The following is a 24360-nucleotide window of genomic DNA, read 5'->3' as shown; positions in this document are numbered from 1 at the left end:
TCGGGAATCGGCGGTTGCGACGACCGCCGACAGACCTGAAAGCGGCTCAATGCGTCGATCCTAGCCGTCCCGCATGGATGCACCCCGTTCCACGACTGTGACCGACCCTGCCGACCTGCCATCGGAAACGGTGTCGCTGCTGGTGCCGGTGACGGTGGCCTGCGGCGTCCTCATGACCAGCCTCGACCAGAACGTCGTCGTCACCGCCCTGCCGGGCATCGGCGAGACGCTCGGCCGCGCGCCGAGTGAGCTCGGCCTGCTGATCACCGCCTACGTCGCCTCCCTCATCATCACCATGCCGATCGGCGGCTGGGCGGCGGAGCGCTTCGGCCTGCGCAATTCCTACTGCTTCGCCGTGCTCGTCTTCGGCGTCGCGTCGGCGCTGTGCGGCATGGCGAGCGACCTGTGGTCTCTGGTGGCCGCGCGCGCCCTGCAGGGCTTCGGCGGCGCGCTGATGGGCACGCTGGGCCAGGTCACGGTGCTGCAAAGCTTCCCGCGCAACCGCACGCTGAAGATCAACATGTATATCTCGCTGGCGGGACAGTCCGGCCCGCTGATCGGGCCGCTGCTCGGCGGCGCGCTGACGACATATGTTTCCTGGCGGTGGATCTTCTTCGTCAACATTCCGCTGGCCTTCGCCGCCGTCGTCGCCTCGTTCCTGCTGTTTCCGACCGGCACCAAGCCGGTGCGCCGGCCCTTCGATTTTCCGGGCTTCATGCTGGTCGGCGCCGGCATGGTGCTTCTGGTGCTCGGCATGGATTCGCTCGCCGCCAAGGATACCGCCGGCCTGACGACAACCGCGCAAATCATCCTCGCCGTGGCGGTTCTCACGATCGCCTCGCTCTACTGCCTGCGCAGTCCCAACCCGATCCTCGACCTCAACCTTTTGCGCATCCGCACCTTCCGCATCTCCTTCCTGACCGGCGGGGGGCTGGACACGATCGGCATGAGCTCGGTGATCTTCCTGTTGCCGCTGATGTTCCAGCTCGGCTTCGGCATGAGCGCGGTGGCGGCGGGCTCGCTCACCTTCATGGCGGCGGTCGGATCGATCATCGTGCGCTTCTTCATGCCGGCGGTGCTGCGCCGCCTCGGCTTCCGCCGCCTGCTGGTGATCAACACGCCGATCTGCGCGGCGCTCGTCGCCGGCTTCGCGCTGATGCAGGCGACGACGCCGGTGTGGATCGTGCTTGCCTACATCTTCGTCTTCGGCGTCTTCCGCTCGGCGCAATGGGCCTCGACTGGCACCTCGCCTATTCGGACATCGCCTCCGAGCAGCTCGCCCGCTTCAGCGCGCTCTATTACATCCTGTGGCAGCTCGGCGTCGCCATCAGCGTCGGCACCGCCGCGGCGGCCCTGTCGCTGCTGGCGGGCGGCGGCCCGGCGCAAGCCGGTGAATTCCGCATCCTGTTCGTCATCGAGGGGCTGGTGACGCTCGCCGCCCTGCTCGCCTATCTGAAGCTGACGCCGCAGGACGGCGCACAGGTGAGCGGGAATGAAGTGAGGGGAATAGGGGAATAGGGCAGTAGGGCAGTAGGGCAGTAGGGCAGTAGGGCAGTAGGAAAGACTAACCTCAGAACCCAGCTTTCATATTGCCTTATTGCCTTATTGCCCTACTCCCCTATTCCCCTTCCCCCACAAACGTCACCCACTCCTCTAGCGGCGCACGATCCGTCCGGAACTCGTTCTCGGGCTTGGACGTATCCTCGTAGCCGAGCGCCATGCCGCACACCACGACCTCCTCGTCGGTGATCGAAAGCACAGGCCTGATCTGCCGGTGGTAGGGCGCGAAGGCGGCCTGCGGGCAGGTGTGCAGCCCCCTCGCCCGCGCGGCGATCATGATGTTCTGGAGGAACATGCCGTAGTCGATCCACGAGCCCTGGTTGAGCCGCCGGTCGATGGTGAAGATCATGCCGACGGGCGCATCGAAGAAGACGAAGTTGCGGTCGTGCTGGGCGCGCATCCTGTCCACCTCGCGCCGGCCGATACCGAGCACGCCGTAGAGGCCGAAGCCGTTGGCGCGGCGCCGCGTCAGGTACGGCTCGAAGAACTGGTCGGGATAGTATTTGTACTCGTCCCATTCCGCCTTCTCGGCACGAATGCCGGAATTGAGGATCGCGTCGGTGATGCGCTGCTTCACCGCGCCCTTGGTTACGTAGACCCGCCACGGCTGCATGTTGGTGCCGGAAGGCGCGCGCGCCGCCACGTTGAGGATATCGCGGATCGTCGCGTCGTCGACGGCATCGGGCAGGAAGGCGCGCACCGACCGGCGCGAGGCGATCGCCTCGTCGACCACGCTCGTTTCGTCCAACGAAGATACTTGATTTTCCGGCGCCAGCATCGGCCATTCCCTGCACCGGCCGACGGGCCAACAGCCAGCGAACCGGTAGATTGTAAAGCGGTCGTCCCCCTCGCCGTCCGCGCTGGCTTTGCCTCAACCGCCTCTGCACAGCAAGCGAATCTTGTGATGTCGTGAAATTCTTCTTGATTTTTTCACGAAACGGCGATCACATGAAAATCGCGTAGGACTTTTCATGGATCGCATCATGCCCCGCCCTGCCGCAAAGCCGCAGACGGAACCCGGCGAACACCTGCTCGCCGGCGACATCCGCGCATTGCGCAAGGCGCGCGGGCTGACTTTGTCCGAAATCGCGCTGAAGCTCGGCCGCTCGGTCGGCTGGGTCAGCCAGGTCGAGCGCGGCCTGTCGATGCCCTCGCTGGCCGACATGCGCGCCTTCGCCGCCCTGTTCGACGTGCCGATCAGCCTGTTCTTCGGCCATGACGTGGAGGACGAGCGCGAACGCGGCGTCGTTGTCCGCGCCGGTCGCCGCCGCGCTCTCGGCACCAGCGAGACAGGCCTCGTGGAAGAGCTTCTGTCGCCGGACCTCGGCGGCTCCTTCGAGATGGTTCGCTCCGAATTCGCCGCCGGCGCGGAGCTTGCGGCGCCCAACCTGCGCCAGACGGAGGAAGCCGGCTATGTCGTGTCCGGCATCTTCGAGATCGAGATCGACGGTACATGGCACCGGCTCACAGCCGGCGACAGCTTCCGTTTCGAGAAGAAACTCCACCGTTGGCGCAACCCCGGCACGGAACCCGCCGTGGTGATCTGGGTCGTGTCGCCGCCGGTTTATTGAATGGCCGTTTGTTGAATGGAACGGGGAGGAAAAAATGGCTGATCTTCCGGCACGCGCCCGCGTGGTCATCATCGGCGGCGGCGCCGTCGGCTGCTCCTCGCTCTATCATCTGGCCAAGGCCGGCTGGACCGACTGCGTGCTTCTGGAGAAGAACGAACTGACCTCCGGTTCGACCTGGCACGCAGCCGGCAACGTGCCGACCTTTTCCACCTCCTGGTCGCTGATGAACATGCAGCGCTATTCGACCGAGCTTTATCGCGGACTGGCGAAGGCGGTGGACTACCCGATGAACTACCATGTCACCGGCTCGCTGCGCCTCGCGCACACCGACGAGCGGATGCGCGAATTCCAGCGCGCCAAGGGCATGGGCCGCTATCAGGGCATGGACATCGAGGTGATCGGCGCCGACGAGATCGTCAAGCGCTATCCCTTCATCGACACGCACGACCTGAAGGGTGCGCTCTACGATCCCAACGACGGCGACATCGACCCCGCCCAGTTGACGCAGGCGCTGGCCAAGGGAGCGCGCGACATGGGGGCGAAGATCGTGCGCTTCTGCCCGGTCACCGGCGTGCGGCGCGAAAACGACGAATGGGTCGTCGAGACCGAACAGGGCGAAATCCGCTGCGAGATCGTCGTCAACGCCGCCGGCTACCGCGCCGCCGAAGTCGGAAAAATGTTCGGCCGCGACATCCCGATGATGGTGATGAGCCACCAGTACATCCTGTTCGAGGAAATCCCGGAGCTCGCCGCATGGTCGAAGGAAGCCGGCCACAAGCTGCCGCTGCTGCGCGACGTCGACACCTCCTGGTATCTCCGGCAGGAAAAGAACGGCATGAACCTCGGCCCCTACGAGCGCAACTGCCGCGCCCATTGGGCGAGCGCCGACGACCCGATGCCGGCGGATTTCTCCTTCCAGCTTTTCCCCGACGACCTGGAGCGGCTGGAATGGTATCTCAATGACGCCGTCGAGCGCGTGCCGATCCTCGGCACGGCCGGCCTGTCGAAGGTCATCAACGGCCCGATCCCCTACGCGCCGGACGGCAACCCGCTGATCGGCCCGATGCCCGGCGTGCCGAACGCCTTCGAGGCCTGCGTCTTCACCTTCGGCATCGCGCAGGCCGGCGGTGCCGGCAAGGTGCTGGCCGAATGGGTCACGAAGGGCGCCACCGAATGGGATATGTGGAGTTGCGACCCGCGCCGCTTCACCGCCTTCGCTTCCGCGCCCGATTATGCGGTGGCCAAGGGCATGGAGATCTACGGCCACGAATACGCCATCTCCTTCCCGCGCCACGCATGGCCGGCCGCACGCGGCCGCAAGCTGTCGCCGCTCCATGACCGGCTGAAGGCGCTGGGCGCCCAGTTCGGCGCGGCCAACGGCTGGGAGCGCGCCAACTGGTACGCCCATCCGGGCGACGACACCTCCGAGGAAGCGACGCAGACCTTCCGCCGCGAAGGCCCCTGGCAAAAGCGCATCCGCGAGGAATGCTATGCCGTGCGCGACGCCGCCGGCATCCTCGATCTGCCCGGCTTCTCGCGCTTCCGCCTGGCCGGCGACGGCGCGCGCGAGTGGCTGGCAACCCAGATCACCGGCATCGTGCCGAAGCCCGGCCGTATCGGCCTCGGCTACTTCGCCGACGATCACGGTCGCATCGTCACCGAAATGTCGATCATGGCGCTGGAGGAGAACCTGTTCTTCCTCATCACCGCCGCGGTCGCCGAACTGCACGACTTCGAGTGGCTTCGCAGCCATCTGCCGCAAGGCACGGCAATTTCGCTCGAAAACGCCACCGAGCGTTTCACCTGCCAGATCCTCTCCGGGCCGAACTCTCGCGCCATTTTAGCCGAGGTGAGCGATGCCGATCTTTCGCTGCCCTGGCTGACGCACCAGTCCTGCCGGATCGCCGGGCGCTGGCTGCAACTGGTGCGCGTCTCCTTCGCCGGCGAACTCGGCTGGGAACTGCACACCAAGGTGGAGGACACCGCCGCCGTTTTCGACGCGGTGTGGGAAGCCGGCCGCAAGCACGGCCTGAAGCCGTTCGGCATGTTCGCGCTGGATTCGCTCAGGCTCGAGAAAAGCTATCGCGCCTGGAAGCAGGACCTTTCGACCGATTACACGGTGCTGCAGGGCGGGCTCGAGCGCTTCGTGAAGTGGGACAAGCCTGACTTCCGCGGCAAGGCGGCACTCGCCGGCGAAAAGCAGCAGGGCGTGAAAAAGCGCTTCGTCACGCTGGTGGTCGAGAACCCCGGCGAGTGCGACGTGCCCTACATGGCGACCCTGTGGCACGACGGCAAGATTGTTGGCGAAACGCTGTCAGGAGGCTGGGGCCACCGGGTGGACAAGTCGATAGCGCTGGGCATGATCCGGGCCGACCTCGCCGAGCCCGGTTCCACCGTCGAGGTCGAGATCTTCGGCGATCGTTTCAGCGCGGTCGTGCAGAAGGACGAGCCGCTGTGGGACCCGAAGAACGAGCGACTGAGAAGCTAGGATGCCCAAGCCTTCATCCCGCATTTCCAACATCATTCCTTCCGGCAAGGACGGCTGGGAGGTGCATTTCGCCGCCTGGCAGCGCAAGGAGGCCGGCGAGCCGGTCATCATGCTGTCGGTCGGCGACCACGATTTCGATACGCCCGTCGAGACGGTGGAAGCCTGCGTGGCGGCGGTGCGTGGAGGCCATCACCATTATACGCCGCTGCCCGGCATACCGGCGCTGCGCGATGCCATGGCACGCATTTCAACGCAGTGCACCGGCGTCGAAACCACCGCCGACGAGGTGATCGTCACGCCGGGCGGCCAGGCCGCGCTCTACGCCGCCGTGCAGGGTGTGCTCGACCGGGGCGACCATGCCATCGTCGTGGCGCCCTACTACGCCACCTATCCCGGCACCTTCCGCGCGGCGGAAGCCGACTTCACCGTGGTCGAGACGCGCGCCGCGAACGGCTTCCAACCGGATGCCGCGGCCATCGAAAAGGCGGTGCGGAAAAACACCCGCGCCATCCTCATCAACACGCCGAACAACCCGACCGGCGCCGTCTATACGCGCGCGGCCCTTGAAGGCCTGGCCGACGTCTGCCGCCGGCACGATCTCTGGCTGCTCTCCGACGAGGTCTACTGGACGCTCGGCGGCGGCGAGCATGTCTCGCCGCGCGCCCTGCCCGGCATGGCCGAGCGCACGCTGGTCATCAACTCCATGTCGAAAAGCCACGGCATGACCGGCTGGCGGCTCGGCTGGCTGACCGGGCCGGCGGACTTCATCGCGCTGACCGTCAACCTCAATCTGGTCACCACCTACGGCCTGACCGATTTCGTCAGTCATGCGGCGATCGAGGCGCTGAACAACGGCTACGGCGTCAGGGAGATCGCCGAACGCTATGCCGGCCGCCGTACCGTGTTCCTCGACGCCGTGCGCGGCATGAACGACGTCACCGTGCGCGGCTCGGAAGGCGGCATGTACGCCATGCTCGACATCTCGGCGATAGAGCCGGACGACGAGAAATTCGCCTGGGCCTTCCTCGATGCCGAGAAGGTCGCCGTCATGCCCGGTTCCTCCTTCGGCGAGGCCGCTGCCGGCCATATCCGCATCAGCCTGTGCCAGCCGGAGGACGTGCTGCGCGAGGCAGCACAACGCCTGCGCCGCTTCGCCTCCAGCTATCGGAGCAAAGCGGCGTGACAGTCAATCTCCCCCTCACCGTCTCGGCTTCGCCGAGCCACCTCTCCCCCGGGCAGGGGGAGAGGTGGCACGCGCAGCGTGACGGTGAGGGGGCGTTTTCCCTCGAAGCGAGTTGTTCAGCATGACCTCCCTTCCTTCCAAAGCTCGTGTCGTCATCATCGGCGGCGGCGTTGCCGGCTGCTCGGTCGCCTACCACCTCGCCAAGCTCGGCTGGACCGACATCCTGCTGCTTGAGCGCAAGCAGCTCACCAGCGGCACCACCTGGCACGCCGCCGGCCTGATCGGCCAGTTGCGCGCCACCGCCAACATGACGCGGCTCGCCAAATACACGGCCGACCTCTACGTCAAGCTGGAGGAGGAAACCGGCGTCGCCACCGGCATGCGCCAGTGCGGCTCGATCTCGGTCGCGCTGACGGAGGCGCGCAAGGAGGAACTCTACCGCGGCGCCTCCATGGCCCGCGCCCGCGGCGTCGAGGTCGAGGAAATCTCGCCGGCCGAGGCCAAGGAAAAATACCCGCACCTGGAAATCTCCGACGTGGTCGGTGCCGTCTTCATCCCCAAGGACGGTCAGGGCGATCCCGCCAACATCACCCAGGCGCTGGCCAAGGGCGCGCGCATGAACGGCGCCCGCATCGTCGAGCAGGCCAAGGTTCTCGAAATCCACAAGGACAAGGGCCGCGTCACCGGCGTCACCGTCGAGCATGAAGGCGAGACGACCCACATCGCCTGCGACCACATCGTCAACTGCGCCGGCATGTGGGCGCATGGCGTCGGCCGCATGGCCGGCGTGACGGTGCCGCTGCATGCCTGCGAACATTTCTACATCGTCACCGAGGCGATCCCCGGTCTCGGCCGCCTGCCGGTGTTGCGCGTGCAGGACGAGTGCGCCTACTACAAAGAGGATGCCGGCAAGATCCTGCTCGGCGCCTTCGAGCCGGTGGCGAAGCCCTGGGGCATGAACGGCATCCCGGAAGACTTCTGCTTCGACCAGTTGCCTGAGGATTTCGACCACTTCGAGCCGATTCTTGAGAAAGCGGTTAAGCGCATGCCGCTACTCGCCACCGCCGGCATCCACACTTTCTTCAACGGCCCGGAAAGCTTTACCCCGGACGACCGCTATTATCTCGGCGAGGCGCCCAACCTGAAAAACTTCTGGGTCTGCTGCGGCTTCAACTCCATCGGCATCCAGTCGTCCGGCGGCGCCGGCATGGCGCTGGCTGAGTGGATGCAGGACGGCGAAGCCCCCTTCGATCTGTGGGACGTCGATATCCGTCGCGTCCAGCCGTTCCAGGGCAACAAGACCTATCTCTACAACCGCTCGGTCGAGACGCTCGGCCTGCTCTATGCCGACCACTTCCCCTACCGCCAGCCGGCCACCGCGCGCGGCGTGCGCCGCTCGCCGCTGCACGAGCACCTGAAGGCGCGCGGCGCCGTCTTCGGCGAGACGGCCGGCTGGGAGCGCGCCAACTGGTTCGCCCGCGAAGGCCAGGAGCGCGAATACCGCTACAGCTGGAAGCGGCAGAACTGGTTCGACAATGCCCGCGACGAGCACATGGCCGTGCGTACCGGCGTCGGCGTGTTCGACATGACCTCCTTCGGCAAGATCCGGGTCGAGGGCCGCGACGCGCTTTCCTTCCTGCAAAGACTGTGCGCCAACGACATGGACGTGGCGCCCGGCAAGATCGTCTATACGCAGATGCTGAACGCGCGCGGCGGCATCGAAAGCGACCTGACGGTCACGCGGCTTTCCGAAACCGCCTTCTTCCTCGTCGTGCCGGGTGCAACCCTGCAGCGCGACCTCGCCTGGCTGCGCCGGCATCTCGGCGACGAATTCGCCGTCATCACCGATGTCACCGCTTCCGAAAGCGTGCTGCCGGTGATGGGGCCGAAGGCGCGCGACCTGATGCAAAAGATCAGCCCGAACGATTTTTCCAACGAGGCTTTTCCGTTCGGCACCGCGCAGGAGATCGAAGTCGGCATGGGCCTCGCCCGCGCCCACCGCGTCACCTATGTCGGCGAACTCGGCTGGGAGCTTTACGTGCCGACGGACCAGACCGCGCACGTCTTCGAGACGCTGGAAGAAGCCGGCGCTGACCTCGGCCTCAAACTCTGCGGCCTGCACACGCTGGATTCCTGCCGCATCGAAAAGGCCTTCCGCCATTTCGGCCACGACATCACCGACGAGGACCATGTGCTGGAAGCCGGCCTCGGCTTCGCGGTGAAGACCGCGAAGGGCGATTTTCTCGGCCGCGACGCGGTGTTGAAGAAGAAGGAGGCCGGGCTGGAGCGGCGCATGGTGCAGTTCCGGCTGAAGGACCCCGAACCGCTGGTCTTCCACAATGAGGCGATCCTGCGCGACGGTGAAATCGTCGGCACCGTCACTTCCGGAAATTACGGCCACTTCCTCGGCGGCGCGATCGCCATGGGCTACGTGCCGTGCGCGGGCGAGAGCGAGGCGGACGTGCTTTCCTCGACCTACGAGATCGAGATTGCGGGTGAAAGGTTCGCGGCGGAGGCTTCGCTGAAGCCGTTGTATGATCCGAAAAGCGAACGAGTGCGGATGTAGCTCTCGTCGCCCCGTTTACGGGGAGAAGATGCCGGCAGGCAGATGAGGGGCCGCGCCAAAGCTTGCAGAACACAGATCTGCCCCTCATCCGGCCCTTCGGGCCACCTTCTCCCCGTAAACGGGGAGAAGAAAAGACGCTAAAACCGCTCCAGCCTGCGCCTCACCGTCTCCAGGAACCGTTTGCGGCTCTCCGGCGTCGACGAATCCATCAGGTAATGCGCCAGATAGAGCGTGCGGCAGCGCCAGCCGCAGAGCGCGCGGATGCCGCGCACGATCGTCTTGCGTCCCGGCTGACCGACGATGACGCTCCACCACCAGGGCGCGCCGCAGGTCGTCACCACGGCGATCTTGCGGATATGCCCCATCAGCGGCGCGATCGACTGGCGCGTGCCGGCGAAGGTGAAGACGACGTCCTTCGCCCACACCCGGTCGAGCCAGCCTTTCAGCATGGCCGGCAGGCCGTACCACCAGGTCGGATAGATGAACACCAGCGCCTCGGCCCAGCGCAGGGCCTCGATATGGACTTGCAGGGCCGGGTCTTCCGGCGCGCTATGGTTATAGGCACGCCGCTCCTCCGGCCGCATCACCGGATCGAAATTCTCGGCGTAGAGGTCGAGCACACGCGCCTCGCAGCCCTTGGCGCGGATCGCCGCAACCGCCGTGTCGCGCACCCCCGCGCAGAAGGAATCCTCCACCGGATGGCAATAGACGACGAGGACCCTCATGCTATCCCCATAAATCCAACCTGAAAACTGCCATGCACGGCATCAGACCGCCCCCACTCATCCAGCCCTCTCCAGCCCCTTGAACAGGAAGGTGCGGCCGCTGCGGTAATCGTAGTCGGGGTTTTCCCAGGCGATCATCTTGCCGGGGTTGAGCAGGCCTTGCGGGTCGGCCTCGCGCTTGAAGGCAAGCTGCACGGCATCCGTCTGCTTCATGCCGCCTTCTTCCAGCGTGTAGCGATGCGGGTTGAAGATCGGGCAGCCGTTCTCCTCGAAGGTGCGGATGATCTCGTCCAGCCGCTCCTCCGTGGTGAATTTTACGAGGTTGAGCCCGAAGCAGGTGATGTTACCGTCCAGCCGCACGAACTCCAGATGCGAGAACACCTCGCCCGGAAACAGGCCGTCCATTGTCTCCACCAGCGCCAGCTGGTTCGGGAACGGATAGAGCGACTGCAGGTAGGTGATCGACGGATCGACCCTGAGCGCCCGCAGCGTCGTATGGTTCCAGGCCAATTCGTAGGTTGGCGGCAGGCCCTTCTTCTCCTCGGGCGGCAGGTCGGCTGCATTGTAGGCGATCGTCCCGCCGGCGCGTCGGGTGAAGGCCAGGAAAGCATCGAGCGACTGCGGCGCCACCATGACGAGGCAGATGCTCATGCCCTCGGCGAAGAATTTTGCGTGGCGCTTGAAATAGAGCTGCGGCACGGGTGCGGCGATCGGCGTGATCAATTTCGTCAGCAACCCGTCCTGACAGGCGAGCGCGTTGCCATAGCGTGCCGCGCCCATGAAACTGTCGAAGCCGACGATCACGTCCACCCAGTCGTAGGCCGCCGTCAGCGGCATCTCGACCTCCGTGATGATGCCGTTGGTGCCGTAGGCGTGGGTGACCTTGTGCAGGTCCTCGCCGGTCAGGTCGATCAGCCGGGGCTCGGCCTCCATCGTGGCGACGCGCAGCCGCATGACGTTGCCGAAATCGCGCAGGCCGCCGAAATTGATCGAGCCGACGCCGCCGGACCCTCCCGCGATGAAGCCGCCGACGGAGGCAGTATTGTAGGTGGAAGGAAACAGGCGAAGCTCCTGATTGGAATGAGCCCGCGTCGCCCGGTCGATGTCGGCCAGGATCGCGCCCGGCCCGCAGACCACCCGCCCCGGAGCGATCTCGGTGATCGCGTTCATCTCGGCAAGGTTCAGCACCACGCCGCCCGAGAGCGGCATCGCCTGCCCATAGTTGCCGGTGCCGGAGCCGCGCGGCGTCACCGGCACGCCGTGCCGGTGACAGGCGGCCAGCACCCGCACAACCTCGGCCTCCGACTGCGGCGTGACGACCAGATCGGCGGTGACGGCGTCGAGCTGGCGCTTCAGCACCGGGCTGTACCAGTAGAAATCCCGGCTCTTCTGCTGAACCAGCTTGGCGTTGTCCTCGATCTTCAGTCCGTCGAGGTCGCGCTTGAGCGCCGCAAGGTCCCCAGTGGTAGTCATGTCACACCATCAGATCGTCGAGTTCGGCATAGTCGGGCAAGGAACAATCGATGGCGCGCCCTTCGCGCACCACGATGCGATCCTGTTCGGGCCGCGACAGCAATTCCGTCCAGTTCCGCCCCCTGAAAACGACGAAGTCGGCCGATCCGCCTGCCCTCAGGCTTCCGGGGTTTTGTAACCGCATGATGCTGGCCGGTGTCGTGGTCATTGCCATGGGCCAGTCGGCAACCGGATGGTCGAGATGCAGGATGCGGGTCGCCGCGCGATAGACCTCCAGCATGTCGAGGTCGCCATAGGCATAGAAAGGATCGCGCGTGTTGTCGGAGGCGACGCAGACCGGGATGCCCCGCGCCTCCATCTCGTGCAGCAGGGTCACGCCGCGCCAGCGCGGCGTCGTGCCGTCGCTCCGGCGATCCTGGAGATAGAGATTGCACAGCGGCAGCGACACGACCGAAAGCCCCGCCTCAGCCACTGTGTCCAGCGTGGCCTTGACCTCGTCGTCCGGCTGACGCGCCAGCGAGCAGCAATGGGCGACGAGGATTTTTCCCTGAAAACGATGGCGCAGCGCCGCCTCGGCGATCCTGCGCAGCGAGACCGCCTCCAGCGCGTCCGTCTCGTCGGCATGGAAATCGAGGTCGAGGCCGTGCTTAGTCGCCGCCGCAAACATGCTATCGAGCAGCGCGTCGAGGTCCGGCGCCATGTAGGTCACGGCGCCGAGCACGCCGCCGGCCGCCGCCACCCGCCGGACCAAACCGTCGAACCAATCCTTTTGGCCGACGCGCTCGATGCCGAACAGGCAGGACGCCTGCAACTCGATGCGCCCCCGCCATTTCTCCCGCATCGCCTCGAACACCGGCCAGGAGATATCCTCCTGCGGCGGGATGCTGTCGATATGCGTGCGCAGCGCGGCGGTGCCGTGGGCGTAGGCACACCGCAGCGAGAAATCCATGCGCCGGGTAAGATCCTCCGCACTCCAATGCGCCTCGCGGTCGGCGTCGGCGGCCTCGAGCGCGCCGAGAAAAGTGCCGTCCGGGTTCGGCTTGCGCGGCCAGATATGGCCCTTGTCGATATGGGTGTGGCAATCGACGAAACACGGCAGCACGATGCGCCCGCCAAGATCGACGGTGCTTTCCGACGCTACCGCCCGCTGCGCCGCTTCGATGCGCGCGATCCTGCCGTCCACGACATCGATATCGGCAAGGATAAAGCCCTCGGCATCGGCAGGTGCTTGCAATCCCGGCGTCAGCGAAGAATGTAGCCGGGCATTGGCGAGCGTGAAGAACCCGGCTTCCGGGATGACTGCGCCGGCACTCACCTCACCCCTCCTGCTTCAGCGCGCTTTCGTGCCAGCGGCGCAGGACGAGGTGCGAGATCAGCGACAGCACCAGGAAGATGACGATGCCGGTCAGCGAGATCAGGATGAGCGCGGCGAACAGGCGCGGCGCGTTGAGCCGGTAGCCGGCCTCGATGATGCGCGAGGCAAGGCCCGAGGCTTGTCCCGACGCGCCGGCGACGAATTCGGCCACCACCGCGCCGATCAGCGACAGGCCGCCGGCGATCTTCAAGCCGCCGAGGAAATAGGGCATCGCGGCCGGCAGCCGCAGGTGCCAAAGCTCCTGCCAGCGGCTCGCGCCGTTCAGCCGGAACAGGTCGCGCAGGTTGCGGTCGACCGAATTCAGGCCGAGCGTCGTGTTGGACAGGATCGGGAAGAAGGCGACGATCCACGCGCACAGAAGCAGCTTCGCCGTCTGGTTGTTCACATAGATGTTGATGAGCGGAAAGATCGCCACGATCGGCGTCACCTGCAGGACGATGGCGAAGGGGAAGAACGACATCTCCACCCATTTCGACTGCGCGAACAGCACCGACAACCCCACCCCGCCGACGACGGCGAGCAGCAGCGAAAGGAAGGTGATCTTCAGCGTGAAAAGCAGCGAGGTGAACAAGAGCCCGGCGTCGTCGTGCAGCGTCTGCAGCACCTCGAGCGGCCGGGGCAGGATATATTTCGGGATCTCGTTCCACACGCAGATGCGGTCCCAGAACCAGATGGCGGCGATCATGATCGCCAGCGGCAGCAGCCAACGGCCGATCCGCTCCACGCGCTGCTGGCGCAGGCGCCGCGCCTCCTCGGCGTCGAGCCGCACGGCGCGGCTCTCAGTGCCCGTCATGATTGGGGCCGTCATGACCGGAGCCTCCGTTCGCGTTCATCGCCGCCGACAGCACGTCCGATGCCTCACGGCAGAGCGCCGCATAGGCGGGCGAGGTGCGGAAGGCCTCGTCGCGCGGATAGGGCGCATCCACGGGCATGTCCTTGAACACCCGCCCCGGCCGCGCCGCCATGACGACGATGCGGCTGGACAGGAACACGCTCTCGAACACCGAATGGGTGACGAAGATCGCCGTGAAGCGCTCGTCCTGCCACAGTTCCAGAAGGTCGTTGTTGAGCTTGAAGCGGGTGATCTCGTCGAGTGCGGCGAACGGCTCGTCCATAAGGAGCACGCGCGGCTTCGTCACCATGGCCCGGGCGATGGAGACGCGCATCTTCATGCCGCCGGAAAGCTCGCGCGGCACCGCCTGCGCGAAGCCGTCGAGATGGACGCGCGCCAGCATCTCCATGACAGCCGGCGCGGCCTTCGCCTTCGAGACGCCGCGCAGCCGAAGCGGCAGCCAGACATTGTCGAAGACGCTGGCCCACGGCAGCAGCGTCGGCTCCTGGAAGACGAAACCGATGCCGGAGCGGTCCAGTGCGCCGCCGCGCCAGTCGAGTCCGCCGGAGGTCGGCGTCGACAGGCCCGCGATGATGCGCAGCGCCGTCGACTTGCCGCAGCCCGACGGGCCGAGCAGCGAGAGGAAATCGCCCTCGTTGATCGTCAGGTCGATAGTGTCGAGCGCGGCCACCCCGTTGGAGAATGTCTTGCCGACGCCATGCAAAGCAAGCAGCGGCGCACCGCTGCCCTGACTGCCGGCAAGGGTCGTTGGCACCGCCGCCGTCATCCTCGGGCTCGTCCCGAGGCTCTGCCAGCATCAACCAGGCAACTGAAACCGTTCACGCAATTCACTTCTTCGATGTACGCAACTGCCCGGGACAAGCCCGGGCATGACGGGAGGGCGATGTGGCCCGGCCTACTTCTTCAAGTCCAGCCCGACGCCCTTGTTGACGAACTGGAGCGTGTAGGCCTTGGAGATGTCGATGCCTTCCGGCTCGACCTTGGCCTTGACCATCTTGTCGTAGAAATCCTTCATGCGCGCGTCCGTCATGGCGCCGATACCGAGCTTTTCCGCGTCGCCGGAATCGACGATGCCGTATTTCTTCAGCTGCGCGATGGTGAAGGCGATCTGCTCGTCGGTGATGTCGGGATTGTCCTTCTTGATCATCTCGTTGGCGGCCTTGTTGTCGCCGTAGAGATACTTGTACCAGCCCTTCGCCGAGGCATCGACGAAGCACTGAACCACCTCCGGCCGCTTGTCGATGGTGTCCTGCATCGCCTCGACCGTGGTCGAATAGGTGCTGTAGCCGTAGTCCGCCAGCAGGAAGACGTTCGGCATGAAGCCGCCCGCCTTCTCCACCGCGAAGGGCTCCGAGGTCACGTAACCCTGCTGGATCGACTTCTTGTTGGCGATGAAGGGAGCGGGATTGAAGGTATAGGGCACGCGCTTGCCGACATCGAAGCCGTATTCTTCCGCCATCCAGAGCAGGAAGCTCTGCGCGCCCTCGTCGCCGACGATGTACTGCTCGGCCTTCGGCAGGTCCTCCCACTTGTCCAGGCCCTCGCCCGGATGGGACATCATCACCTGCGGTTCCTTCTGGAAATGCGCGGCCACGACGCGCAGCGGAATCCCTTGCGCCACCGCGTCGAAGGCCTGCTGCATGTTGCCGCCCATGTAGAAGTCGATCTTGCCGGCCAGAAGCAGCGGCCGGCCGGCGACCTGCGGTCCGCCCTGCTGGATCGTCAGGTCGACGCCGCAGGCGGCGTAGTCGCCGTCGGCCAGCGCCTGATAGTAGCCGCCATGCTCGGCCTGGGCCAGCCAGTTGGTGCCGAAGATGACCTTCTCATTGGCGAAAGCGCCGGTCGTGCCGAGCGCGAGCGCCGCGCACGCAGCCGCCATCTTCAGCTTTCCGTTCATCGACTTGGACCCCCTGTTTGGCCGTCCGCAGCCGGACCGGCATCGGTATGGAAGAAATGGCGCAAAAACCTGCCGCCTCGCGCTCGGGCGCGGGCCGTCTCGGCTTCTGTCGTCGCGCGGCATCGTGCCCATTTTTCGGCACCCTGTCCACAATCGCCGCGCAGCACGCGCATCGATCTTGTGGACCACGGCCCCGCCGCCTAGTCTGGCGCAAAAACCGGCTCGCCTTCCATGCTGAAACCTCTCGCTCCCGCCTCCATCCGCCCGCCTTTCGCCCGCTACAGCCACGGCATCGAGGTGCCAGCCGGCAAAAGGCTGGTTCTGTGCTCGGGCCAGCTCAGCATCGGCTCCGATGATTCGGTGCCGGAAGACGTCGGCGCGCAGGCGGAATTCTGCTTCGCCAACATCGCCGCGATTCTCGGCGAGGCCGGCATGGGGTTGAACGACGTGGTGCGAATCAATGCCTATGTCACCGACCGCGCCCACATGCAGGGCTACATGGCCGTGCGCGACAGGCTCTTCACCGGCACGCCGCCGGCCTCGACGCTGATGATCGTGTCCGGCTTCACGCGGCCGGAATTCAAGGTCGAGATCGAAGTGATCGCCGCCGGCTGACGGCGGCATCGGAATCAGGAGTTGGAAATCGTGACCAGACACGTTTGGTGGGGCGACTACCGCACCACGGAATATGCCTCGATCGACCCGGAGGCGACGATCGCCGTGCTGCCGGTGGCGGCGATCGAGCAGCACGGGCCGCACCTGCCCGTCTCCACCGACACGACCATCATGAACGGCATGCTGGAGACGGTGATTTCCCGCCTGCCCGCCGATCTCGACATCCGCATCCTGCCGGTGCAGTCGGTCGGCAAGTCGAACGAGCATGTGCATGCGCCGGGCACGCTGACACTGACGCCGCTCGCCGCCATCCAGTCCTGGGCCGACCTCGGCGCATCGGTGGCACGGGCGGGCGTTAAAAAGATCGTGTTCGTCAATTCGCACGGCGGCAACGAAGAGATCATGGGCATCGTCGCGCGCGAGTTGCGCGTGGCCTTCAAGATGCTGGCGGTGAAGACGAGCTGGTCGCGCTTCGGCCGCCCGGCCGGCCTCTACAGCGACATCGAGGACCGCTACGGCATCCATGGCGGCGACTTCGAGACGTCGGTCATGCTGCACTTCCGGCCCGACCTCGTGGACATGGACAAGGCCGAGAATTTCGTCTCCAGCGTCCAGCGCGCCGAGCAGGAATTCGAACTCCTGAAACCGACCGGCGCCCACGCCTTCGCCTGGATCGCCACCGACCTCAACCCGAACGGCGTCGTCGGCGAAGCAAGGCTTGCCACGGCCGAAAAGGGCCGGCTGACCGCCGAATACCAGGCCGACGGCTTCATCCGGCTCCTGCGCGACGTGAGGAAGGCGAAGCTGGGGGAATGGGTGGCGTGACATAGCAAACGGCGGCACTCCCCACCCCTGTCCCCTCCCAACAAGGGGGAGGGAGACGCCGGCATTGCCGTTTCATCCAGAATAGCCAGGATTGGTGGATTGCAATATCGTCGCAAGATTCCCCTCCCCCTTGCGGGGAGGGGTTAGGGGTGGGGGTACGGCGCCATCCGCTAGTGCTCAACCTTCAACTCGAACGGCACGCCCTCGAATGCATCCGCGCCGCGGCCGATGGCCTTGATCGCCTTGACCATGCGGCCATCGCGTTCGAGCAGCATGTCGGCGACGGCCACCAGCCGGGGATTGGGTGTCGCCGAAGGCGAGAGCGCACGCAGCGTCCGCGCCAGTTCCTCCTCGTCCCGCTCGGGCGCAAGTGCCGCGGCGATGATGTAGGCCGATGCCGTCGAACGGCTGATGCCGGCAAAACAATGCACCACCAGTGGCCGCGCCCGGTCCCAGGAGCGGGCAAAATCCAGCAGGTTGCGCACATGCGCCTCGCCCGGCATCGTCATGCCGTCCTGTGCCTCGACGATATCGTGCATGACCAGATGCAGGTGGTTCTGCGGCGGGATCGATGCCGGTCGCAGGACCTCGGTGCCCATCGACAAGAGCGACAAGAGATGCCCTGCCCCGGTTCGCGCCACCACCTCGTCCACCTTGGACAAGGGACAGACATGAATTGCCGAAAGGGTCACGAGCGGGCCTCCTCGGCCTGATCGTGACGCGAATGCGCCCAGCCGGCAAGCGCCGTTTCCAGCCGCAGCCATTCGTCCTGACAGGCCGGCAGGCCGGCGCGAAGAACGGTCGGCCGCTCGGTGAAGTGACGCAACAGGACGCCGCTTTCGCCCAGCGCCCGAAAAAGGCCGGGCGCTCCGGCAAAATCGATGAAACGGAACAACGGCGTGCCTCCGGCGACCGGAACGCTGAACCGGGAAAGCAAGGCGTCCAGCCGCGCCGCCTCGCCGGCCAGCCTTTCGCGCATGGCCTCCTGCCAGCCGTGATCGGCAAGGGCGGCGATGCCGTATTCCAGCGCCGGCCCGGACACCGCCCACGGGCCGAAATCGCCGGTCAGCCGCGCGGCGGTCGCCGTATCGGTCAGGGCAAAGCCCAGCCGCACGCCAGCCAGCCCGAAGAACTTGCCGAACGAGCGCAGCACCACCACGCCGCCCTGCCCCGCGTCGCCGGCAAGGCTTTCGGCGCGCGGGCCGACATCCATGAAGGCCTCGTCCACCACCAGCAGGCCGCCCTTGGCGTTGAGCCGCCCGGCGAGATCGAGCAGCCGCCCGCGCGGCACGACCCGCCCGTCCGGATTGTTCGGGTTGACGACGATGGCGAGGTCGAAATCGGCCAGCGCGTCGAAGTCGGCGACCTCGGCAACGCCGTGGCCGGCCAGCTTTGCCGCCCGCGCGTGCTCGGCATAGGTCGGCCCCAGCACCGCTGCCCGGCCCGGCTTCACCATGGCCGCGACGCGCGGCAAGAGGATCTGCGTGCCGGGGGCTGCGACGACATACGCCGCCGACGGGGCGTCGTAGGCGGCGGCCGCGATCCCGGTCAGTTCTGCGAGCCGGGCCGCCTCCGGCAGGCGTGTCAGCGCGGTGGCGGGCAGCTGAAAAAACGGATAGGAGTGCGGGTTGATCCCGGTCGAGAGATCGACGAACGGTTCGGGCGCGAAGGGAAACAGCGCGCGCGCCCGGCCGAGGCTTCCGCCGTGATCCACCGCCGCCACTGCCTTGTCCGGAAGCCCCATGTCCGTGCTGACTGCCCTTCTGTCGCTGGCTGCTGAAGCCCTGTTCGGCTACCCTGACCGGCTCTATCGCGCGATCGGCCATCCGGTGACGTGGCTCGGCCGCCTGATAGCCTGTCTCGACCGGCGGCTCAACCGCGCCTCCGATACCGACAACCGCCGTCGCTTCGCCGGCATCGAGGCCCTGCTCGTCATCGTCCTTCTGCCTGCCGCCCTCGCTTTCCTGTTGCAGCACGTCGTCGAAGGACTGCCGCTCGGCTTCCTGCTCACCGCGCTGCTGGCGACCATGCTGCTCGCCCAGAAGAGCCTCGGCCAGCACGTGCAGGCGGTGGCCGACGCGCTGGATTCCGGTGGGCTGGAGACCGGGCGCAAGGCCGTCTCGATGATCGTCGGCCGCGATCCCGACCGGCTGGACGAACCGGCCGTCTGCCGCGCGGCGATCGAGAGCCTGGCCGAGAACTTCTCCGACGGCGTGGTGGCGCCGGCCTTCTGGCTGGGCCTCGGCGGGCTCGCCGGCGGCGTCGCCTACAAGGCCGCCAACACCGCCGATTCGATGATCGGACACAGGACGCCGCGCCATGAAGCCTTCGGCTGGGCCGCCGCCCGCTTCGACGACCTCGTCAACCTGCCCGCCTCGCGGCTGACCGGACTGCTGATCGTGGCGGCGGCTTATCTCATGCGCGACACCGACGCCGCCGCCGCGTGGGCCGCCCTGCGGCGCGACGCGAGAAAGCACCGCTCGCCCAACGCCGGCTGGCCGGAGGCGGCGATGGCCGGCGCGCTCGGCCTGGCGCTGGCCGGCCCGCGCACCTATGGCGGCGTGACGGTGGACGACGCCTTCATGGGCGAAGGCGGCCGCCGCGAGGCCGACAGCACCGACATCCGCCGCGCGCTCAGGCTCTATCGCATCGCCGACGCGCTGCTGATGGCGCTGTTCGCCGTGGCATGGATGGTCGTGGCCGTGGTTTGACCCGCACTCGAGACCGCCGTGCAAAGAAATTTATCCCCCTCTGCCGCACCCGCCCCATACTGCCCGTCATCTCCTGTGCGGGAACGCGGGTCGCGAACCGGGCGCTTGTGGCGGGAGACGGTGCCGGGCTGGTCGTCTGCGGTAGGCGGCTGGGCGATGAACCCCCAAGTCCGGGCCTCGACCGAGCCAGCGGGCCGCAAGGCAGCGCCCCTCGGGGAGGCAAGACACCGGCGGGCGCGGGAAGCCGCGCCATTATTTAACTTAGCAGGCACGGCCCCCGCGCCCGCTTCCCGACCTCAATTCAATGAGGTCCGTTCTTTGACAATAGCCAGGGCCGAAAGGCAGCGTGGCAACGAGGAAATTCACGCTGGAGAACCCCTCTCCGTCTCGGCTTCGCCGAGACGGAGAGGGGCCGCTTCCGCCAAAGCCTGAACCGCTTTAAAATTCGATCCCCTGCTGCGCTTTCACCCCGGCAGAGAAATGATGCTTGGTGACGCCCATCTCGGTGACGAGATCGGCGGCCTCGACCAGCGCCGGCTTGGCGTTGCGGCCGGTGACGACGACATGCAATCCCTCGCGGCGCGCTTTCAAAGCCGCCACCACCTTTTCGAGGTCGAGATAGTCGTAACGCAGCGCGATGTTGAGTTCGTCCAGCACGACGAGGCTGATCGTCGGATCGGCCATCAACTCCTGCGCCTTGCCCCACGCGGCTTGCGCCGCCGCGATGTCGCGCTGCAGGTCCTGCGTTTCCCAGGTGAACCCCTCGCCCATCGTGTGCCAGGCCACTTGATCGCCGAAGGCGGCGAAGGCGTCCTTCTCGCCGGTATGCCACTTGCCCTTGATGAACTGCACGACGCCGACGCGCCGGCCGTAGCCCAGCATGCGCAGCGCCAGTCCGAAGGCGGCCGTCGTCTTGCCTTTGCCGGGGCCGGTGTTGACGATCAGAAGGCCTTTCTCGGCAACCGTCTTGCCGGCCACCTCGGCATCCTGCACCGCCTTGCGCTTGGCCATCTTGGCCTTGTGGCGTTCGGCCTCGGCCGCGTCGATCTCGCTCATGTCATTTCACCTTCAGCGGCAGTCCCGCCACCATCATCAGAACCGTATCGGCCTGCGACGCGACCTGCTGGTTGAGCCGCCCGGCCGCGTCGCGGAAGCGCCGCGCCAGCGCGTTGTCCGGCACGATGCCCAGGCCCACCTCGTTCGATACCACGAACCACGGGCCGCGAGGCCGCGAAAGGACCGCGCCCAGCCTTGCGCATTCGGCCTCGACATCGTGCTCGGCCAGCATGTGGTTCGTCAGCCACAGCGTCAGGCAATCGACCAGCACCGGCCGGCCCGCGGGCAGGGAATCCAGCGCGCCGGCAAGGTCGAGCGGCGCATCGAGGGTCTGCCACCCTTCGCCCCTGCGCGCCCTGTGATGCACTATGCGCTCGCGCATCTCCTCGTCATAGGCTTCGGCCGTCGCGATATAGGTCCACGGCGCCGGCAGCGCCGTCGCCAGCCGCTCGGCATATGCGCTCTTGCCGGAGCGGGCGCCGCCGAGCAGGAAGGTCAGGCTGCCTGTCAAAAGGAAATCCTTTTTCCGTCTCGCCACGATCGAATCCATGGCCTCGCCGGACTATAGGAACGCCGTCCGGCTACGGCAAACGGAGCCACGCGAACGGCCGGGCTCCTCACATCGACTTCGGCAGGTAGCGCCATGAAACGATGCCGCAGGCAGCGGCCAGAAACCCCAGCGTGACGAAGACGGAGCCGAGGCCGAAGAAGGCCAGCACCACCGAATAGACCAGCGGCGGGGTGAGTTCGGAGAAATCGAGATAGGTGCGGTAGACCGCCGCCATCTGCGGCCGCTCGTAGGCATGGACCGCCCGCATGAAGGTGGTGGAGCCGAGTGCATCGAGCGCGATGGTGAACAGCGCCCCGACCAGCAGCAGGCCGGCCGTCACCAGCGGATGGGACGCTCCCACCGCGCCCGCCGCCCACAGCACCACCGCCATGGCCATGAAGGAAAAGGAAATCACCCTGCGCAACCCGTAGCGCCGCCCGATCCGGCCCCAGAAGATGGCACAGAACAACAGCGCGTTGCCGGCCGAGATGAGCAGGCCGCCGGCAAGCTCCCCTTGCCCCGTCACCACCATCAAAAGCGGCCCGTAGACGAAGAAGGTCGTCCAGTAGCAGGAGCGGCCGAAGGCGATCAGCCAGGCGAGCCTCAATCGCGGCTGCGCGATGAAGCGGCCGATATTGGCGAGCGGATTGGAGGCGCGGCTTTTGCCGGCGGCGATCAGCGGGTTGTCGCTCAGCCGGTAGTACCAGAACAGCGCAAGCAGCCCGAGCGCGAAGACCGCCACGGCGCCGTGCGCGGCATAGATGCCGTAATGCGTGTAGAGGAAGATGCCGAGCGTCGGCCCGCACGTCCAGGCGATCATCGACAGCGCCATGCGCAGCGATTCGGAGCGCGTGAAATCGGCCTTGCGGATGTGGTCCATGATGTAGAGGTTGAGCGTGATCGACAGCGCGCTCGCCCCCATGACGCGCGCCAGCATGCCCAGCGCCTGCCCGGCCAGCGTGTGGGTGACGAAGAACAGCGAACCGATGGCGAGCAGCACGGCACCCGCCGTGTAGACCCAGCGCCGGGCGAAGCGGCGGATGAGCAGCGGCATGAACAGCGTCACCGAAAGCCCGGTCAGCGACACGGCGGTATAGAGGATCGAGACCGTCTGCTCGCTTCTCAGGATTTCGTAGGCCTGGATCGGGATGACGCTGGAAACCGTCGCCCGCGCGAAGGATTCGATGGCGTAGAGGGTGGCGAAGGTGCGCGCGTCCGCCGGCCGCACGGCAGGAAGCCAGATCGGGTGACGGACGTGCGAGGCCATGACGACTCGGCAGAATAGGCACCGGGAAAATGCGCCGGCTCGATTCGAACCGGTATCAGGAAACCGACGCCATGCCGCCGAAATACGAAGCCGGCCAAGCCTTTATGGCCTCTGGCCCAACTTTACAGGCGACCGGTTTGGCCCTACCCCTCGGGCCGGGGCGTGAGAGACGAACGATGAGCGCTGAACCCAGTCAACCAGGCCGGAAAGCTTCGGGCCGCATCCTCGCTCTCGACGTGGCGCGCGGCCTCGCTTTGCTCGCCATGGCGAGCTACCATTTCACCTGGGACCTTGAATTCTTCGGTTATGTCTCGCCCGGCCTCACCGCCTTCGGCGGCTGGAAGTTTTATGCGCGCTGCATCGCCTCGACCTTCCTGTTCCTGGTCGGCGTCAGCCTGGTGCTGGCGCATGGACGCGGCATTCGCTGGCCCGGCTTCTGGAAACGGCTCGCCATGGTGGTCGCCGCGGCCGCCGCCATCAGCATCGTCACCCGGTTCGCCACGCCCGACACCTTCATCTTCTTCGGCATATTGCACGAGATCGCGCTGGCGAGCCTGCTCGGCCTCGCCTTCCTGCGCCTGCCGGGACTGCTCACGCTGGTCGTGGCGGCACTGGTCGTCGCCGCCCCGCACTATCTGCGCTCGCCGGCCTTCGACCATCCGGCGCTGTGGTGGCTGGGCCTCTCGACGGTCGATCCGCGCTCCAACGACTACGTGCCGCTGTTTCCCTGGTTCGGCGCCGTGCTTGCCGGCATCGGCGTCACCCGCCTTGCCATATCCTCCGGCCTGATGGAGCGGGCGCGGCAGCTTTCCGTTCATCGCCGCCTGAAGCCGCTGGTGCTCGCCGGCCAGCACAGCCTCGCCTTCTACCTGATCCACCAGCCGGTGCTGATCGCCTGCGTCTGGCTGTTCTCGCAGGTCGTGCCGGCGCCTGTGCTGTCGCCGCAGGAAAGTTTCCTGAGCTCCTGCACCGCATCCTGCCAGCAAAGCCGCGATGCGGCCTTCTGCCCGCGCTATTGCGGCTGTATGTTGGGCGAACTGAAGGACAACGCCATGCTCGAGCGGTTGTTCAAGGGCGACCACGATGCGGCCTTCCGCCAGCGGGTCGCCGATCTCGCCGGCACCTGCACGGTGCGCACCGACGAGGCGATGGAGGAGGAAAAGCCATGAGCGAGACCGTCCGGCATACGGGCTTCGTGCCCCTGCCGCCGCTGATCTATCTGGCGGCGCTCGTCGTCAGCATCGTGCTTGGCGTCTTCGTCCCGCCGCCGTGGATCGGCGGCATATTGGCCGACATCCTGCTCGCCTTCGGCTGGATCGCGATCGTCGCGGCGCTGGCGCTGTGGTTCAGCGCCGTCCGCACGATGCGCCGCGCCGGCACCACGCTCAATCCCAAGGGCACGCCGGAGCATCTCCTGACCGGCGGCCCCTTCGCCGTCTCGCGCAACCCGATCTACCTCGCCGCGACGCTGCTGTTGATCGGCATCGCGCTGGTCACCGCCAACGTCTGGACCTTGCTGATGGCGTTCGTCGCGGCTTTCCTCACCGGCAAGCTGGCGGTGGAATACGAAGAAAAGATCCTCGCCCAGCGCTTCGGCAAGAAGTATCGCGACTACGCCAAGCGCGTGCGCCGGTGGATTTGAACG

22 protein-coding genes are annotated in these 24360 nt (G+C 66.3%); 10 read left to right on the top strand and 12 right to left on the bottom strand.

All coding sequences use genetic code 11. The annotated features are described in order from the left end of the window. Positions 1–73 precede the first annotated feature (73 nt). Positions 74–1429, top strand: coding sequence for an MFS transporter (locus E6C48_RS01315; protein WP_230978634.1), 1356 nt, complete (start codon positions 74–76; stop codon positions 1427–1429). Positions 1430–1618: 189 nt separating this feature from the next. Here the strand turns inward: E6C48_RS01315 and E6C48_RS01310 are convergent, their stop codons facing one another. Next, positions 1619–2338, bottom strand: a complete 720-nt coding sequence (locus E6C48_RS01310; protein WP_136353185.1) for a nitroreductase — start codon at positions 2336–2338, stop codon at positions 1619–1621. A 193-nt stretch (positions 2339–2531) separates the two neighbouring features. On the opposite strand from E6C48_RS01310, the gene E6C48_RS01305 reads away from it, so the two are divergent. The 4 genes from E6C48_RS01305 to E6C48_RS01290 all read left to right on the top strand — a co-directional run bounded on the left by E6C48_RS01305 (position 2532) and on the right by E6C48_RS01290 (position 9368). Beyond that, positions 2532–3131, top strand: a complete 600-nt coding sequence (locus E6C48_RS01305) for a helix-turn-helix domain-containing protein (protein ID WP_230978633.1) — start codon at positions 2532–2534, stop codon at positions 3129–3131. A 34-nt stretch (positions 3132–3165) separates the two neighbouring features. Continuing rightward, positions 3166–5619: a GcvT family protein gene (locus tag E6C48_RS01300; protein ID WP_136353183.1), complete on the top strand. Its 2454-nt coding sequence runs from the start codon at positions 3166–3168 to the stop codon at positions 5617–5619. Position 5620: 1 nt separating this feature from the next. Next, on the top strand, positions 5621–6802 hold the full coding sequence (locus tag E6C48_RS01295) for a pyridoxal phosphate-dependent aminotransferase (protein WP_136353181.1): 1182 nt from the start codon (positions 5621–5623) through the stop codon (positions 6800–6802). A gap of 121 nt (positions 6803–6923) precedes the next feature. Further along, positions 6924–9368, top strand: a complete 2445-nt coding sequence (locus tag E6C48_RS01290) for a GcvT family protein (RefSeq protein ID WP_136353179.1) — start codon at positions 6924–6926, stop codon at positions 9366–9368. A 137-nt stretch (positions 9369–9505) separates the two neighbouring features. On the opposite strand, the gene E6C48_RS01285 is transcribed toward E6C48_RS01290, so the two are convergent. The 6 genes from E6C48_RS01285 to E6C48_RS01260 all read right to left on the bottom strand — a co-directional run bounded on the left by E6C48_RS01285 (position 9506) and on the right by E6C48_RS01260 (position 15691). Continuing rightward, positions 9506–10093: an NAD(P)H-dependent oxidoreductase gene (locus E6C48_RS01285; RefSeq protein WP_136353177.1), complete on the bottom strand. Its 588-nt coding sequence runs from the start codon at positions 10091–10093 to the stop codon at positions 9506–9508. A gap of 57 nt (positions 10094–10150) precedes the next feature. Further along, a complete protein-coding gene (locus tag E6C48_RS01280; protein ID WP_136353175.1) occupies positions 10151–11566 on the bottom strand; it encodes an FAD-binding oxidoreductase in 1416 nt (471 codons plus the stop codon). A gap of 1 nt (position 11567) precedes the next feature. Beyond that, positions 11568–12881, bottom strand: a complete 1314-nt coding sequence (locus tag E6C48_RS01275) for a cytosine deaminase (RefSeq protein WP_136353173.1) — start codon at positions 12879–12881, stop codon at positions 11568–11570. Between the two features lies 1 nt (position 12882). Next, positions 12883–13749 carry an ABC transporter permease gene (locus tag E6C48_RS01270; protein WP_407940933.1) on the bottom strand — a complete coding sequence of 289 codons (867 nt, stop codon included), beginning with the start codon at positions 13747–13749 and terminating at the stop codon, positions 12883–12885. Next, positions 13721–14548 carry an ABC transporter ATP-binding protein gene (locus tag E6C48_RS01265; RefSeq protein ID WP_230978632.1) on the bottom strand — a complete coding sequence of 276 codons (828 nt, stop codon included), beginning with the start codon at positions 14546–14548 and terminating at the stop codon, positions 13721–13723. Before E6C48_RS01265 ends, E6C48_RS01270 begins: the two co-directional genes overlap by 29 nt. Before the next feature lie 141 nt (positions 14549–14689). Then, a complete protein-coding gene (locus E6C48_RS01260) occupies positions 14690–15691 on the bottom strand; it encodes an ABC transporter substrate-binding protein (RefSeq protein WP_136353169.1) in 1002 nt (333 codons plus the stop codon). Between the two features lie 231 nt (positions 15692–15922). On the opposite strand from E6C48_RS01260, the gene E6C48_RS01255 reads away from it, so the two are divergent. Beyond that, positions 15923–16306, top strand: coding sequence for a RidA family protein (locus tag E6C48_RS01255; protein WP_136353167.1), 384 nt, complete (start codon positions 15923–15925; stop codon positions 16304–16306). A 30-nt stretch (positions 16307–16336) separates the two neighbouring features. Continuing rightward, positions 16337–17131 carry a creatininase family protein gene (locus E6C48_RS01250; protein WP_168734419.1) on the top strand — a complete coding sequence of 265 codons (795 nt, stop codon included), beginning with the start codon at positions 16337–16339 and terminating at the stop codon, positions 17129–17131. A 170-nt stretch (positions 17132–17301) separates the two neighbouring features. Here the strand turns inward: E6C48_RS01250 and E6C48_RS01245 are convergent, their stop codons facing one another. Beyond that, positions 17302–17823, bottom strand: a complete 522-nt coding sequence (locus E6C48_RS01245; RefSeq protein WP_230978631.1) for a tyrosine phosphatase family protein — start codon at positions 17821–17823, stop codon at positions 17302–17304. Further along, positions 17820–18875: a threonine-phosphate decarboxylase CobD gene (cobD, locus tag E6C48_RS01240; RefSeq protein ID WP_206086423.1), complete on the bottom strand. Its 1056-nt coding sequence runs from the start codon at positions 18873–18875 to the stop codon at positions 17820–17822. The genes E6C48_RS01245 and cobD overlap by 4 nt, the downstream gene beginning before the upstream one ends. Here cobD and cbiB point away from each other — a divergent pair. Then, the gene (gene cbiB, locus E6C48_RS01235) at positions 18874–19842 is read left to right on the top strand and encodes an adenosylcobinamide-phosphate synthase CbiB (RefSeq protein WP_136353163.1); all 969 of its coding nucleotides are present in this window, start codon (positions 18874–18876) and stop codon (positions 19840–19842) included. The two genes, cobD and cbiB, sit on opposite strands and share 2 nt — an antisense overlap. 438 nt (positions 19843–20280) lie before the next feature. Here the strand turns inward: cbiB and cobO are convergent, their stop codons facing one another. The 3 genes from cobO to E6C48_RS01220 form a co-directional block, all read right to left on the bottom strand. Next, a complete protein-coding gene (gene cobO, locus E6C48_RS01230; protein WP_136353161.1) occupies positions 20281–20898 on the bottom strand; it encodes a cob(I)yrinic acid a,c-diamide adenosyltransferase in 618 nt (205 codons plus the stop codon). Position 20899: 1 nt separating this feature from the next. Then, entirely contained in the window at positions 20900–21397 is a 498-nt protein-coding gene (gene cobU, locus E6C48_RS01225) for a bifunctional adenosylcobinamide kinase/adenosylcobinamide-phosphate guanylyltransferase (protein ID WP_230978649.1), read from the bottom strand. A 118-nt stretch (positions 21398–21515) separates the two neighbouring features. Then, positions 21516–22715, bottom strand: a complete 1200-nt coding sequence (locus E6C48_RS01220; RefSeq protein ID WP_136353157.1) for an MFS transporter — start codon at positions 22713–22715, stop codon at positions 21516–21518. A gap of 176 nt (positions 22716–22891) precedes the next feature. On the opposite strand from E6C48_RS01220, the gene E6C48_RS01215 reads away from it, so the two are divergent. Beyond that, entirely contained in the window at positions 22892–23884 is a 993-nt protein-coding gene (locus tag E6C48_RS01215) for a heparan-alpha-glucosaminide N-acetyltransferase (protein ID WP_136353155.1), read from the top strand. After that, positions 23881–24357 (top strand): methyltransferase family protein, encoded by a 477-nt coding sequence (locus E6C48_RS01210; RefSeq protein ID WP_136353153.1) that lies wholly within the window; start codon positions 23881–23883, stop codon positions 24355–24357. Before E6C48_RS01215 ends, E6C48_RS01210 begins: the two co-directional genes overlap by 4 nt. Positions 24358–24360: the final 3 nt, after the last annotated feature.

It is taken from the genome of Ollibium composti (genome assembly GCF_004801285.1).
Classification (GTDB): Bacteria; Pseudomonadota; Alphaproteobacteria; order Rhizobiales; family Rhizobiaceae; genus Mesorhizobium; species Mesorhizobium composti.
The sequence above is the reverse complement of the archived record's forward strand: the minus strand, read 5'-3'. Positions and strand labels throughout refer to the sequence as shown.

Excerpts from the sequence above, each read along its gene's own strand:
- E6C48_RS01255 (WP_136353167.1), top strand. The coding sequence starts at position 15,923 with ATGCTGAAACCTCTCGCTCCCGCCTCCATCCGCCCGCCTTTCGCCCGC.
- E6C48_RS01280 (WP_136353175.1), bottom strand. The coding sequence starts at position 11,566 with ATGACTACCACTGGGGACCTTGCGGCGCTCAAGCGCGACCTCGACGGA.
- E6C48_RS01215 (WP_136353155.1), top strand. The coding sequence starts at position 22,892 with ATGAGCGCTGAACCCAGTCAACCAGGCCGGAAAGCTTCGGGCCGCATC.
- E6C48_RS01260 (WP_136353169.1), bottom strand. The coding sequence starts at position 15,691 with ATGAACGGAAAGCTGAAGATGGCGGCTGCGTGCGCGGCGCTCGCGCTC.
- E6C48_RS01210 (WP_136353153.1), top strand. The coding sequence starts at position 23,881 with ATGAGCGAGACCGTCCGGCATACGGGCTTCGTGCCCCTGCCGCCGCTG.
- E6C48_RS01295 (WP_136353181.1), top strand. The coding sequence starts at position 5,621 with ATGCCCAAGCCTTCATCCCGCATTTCCAACATCATTCCTTCCGGCAAG.
- E6C48_RS01300 (WP_136353183.1), top strand. The coding sequence starts at position 3,166 with ATGGCTGATCTTCCGGCACGCGCCCGCGTGGTCATCATCGGCGGCGGC.
- E6C48_RS01290 (WP_136353179.1), top strand. The coding sequence starts at position 6,924 with ATGACCTCCCTTCCTTCCAAAGCTCGTGTCGTCATCATCGGCGGCGGC.
- cobO (WP_136353161.1), bottom strand. The coding sequence starts at position 20,898 with ATGAGCGAGATCGACGCGGCCGAGGCCGAACGCCACAAGGCCAAGATG.
- E6C48_RS01220 (WP_136353157.1), bottom strand. The coding sequence starts at position 22,715 with ATGGCCTCGCACGTCCGTCACCCGATCTGGCTTCCTGCCGTGCGGCCG.
- E6C48_RS01315 (WP_230978634.1), top strand. The coding sequence starts at position 74 with ATGGATGCACCCCGTTCCACGACTGTGACCGACCCTGCCGACCTGCCA.
- E6C48_RS01270 (WP_407940933.1), bottom strand. The coding sequence starts at position 13,749 with ATGACGGCCCCAATCATGACGGGCACTGAGAGCCGCGCCGTGCGGCTC.
- E6C48_RS01285 (WP_136353177.1), bottom strand. The coding sequence starts at position 10,093 with ATGAGGGTCCTCGTCGTCTATTGCCATCCGGTGGAGGATTCCTTCTGC.
- cbiB (WP_136353163.1), top strand. The coding sequence starts at position 18,874 with ATGTCCGTGCTGACTGCCCTTCTGTCGCTGGCTGCTGAAGCCCTGTTC.
- cobD (WP_206086423.1), bottom strand. The coding sequence starts at position 18,875 with ATGGGGCTTCCGGACAAGGCAGTGGCGGCGGTGGATCACGGCGGAAGC.
- E6C48_RS01310 (WP_136353185.1), bottom strand. The coding sequence starts at position 2,338 with ATGCTGGCGCCGGAAAATCAAGTATCTTCGTTGGACGAAACGAGCGTG.
- E6C48_RS01305 (WP_230978633.1), top strand. The coding sequence starts at position 2,532 with ATGGATCGCATCATGCCCCGCCCTGCCGCAAAGCCGCAGACGGAACCC.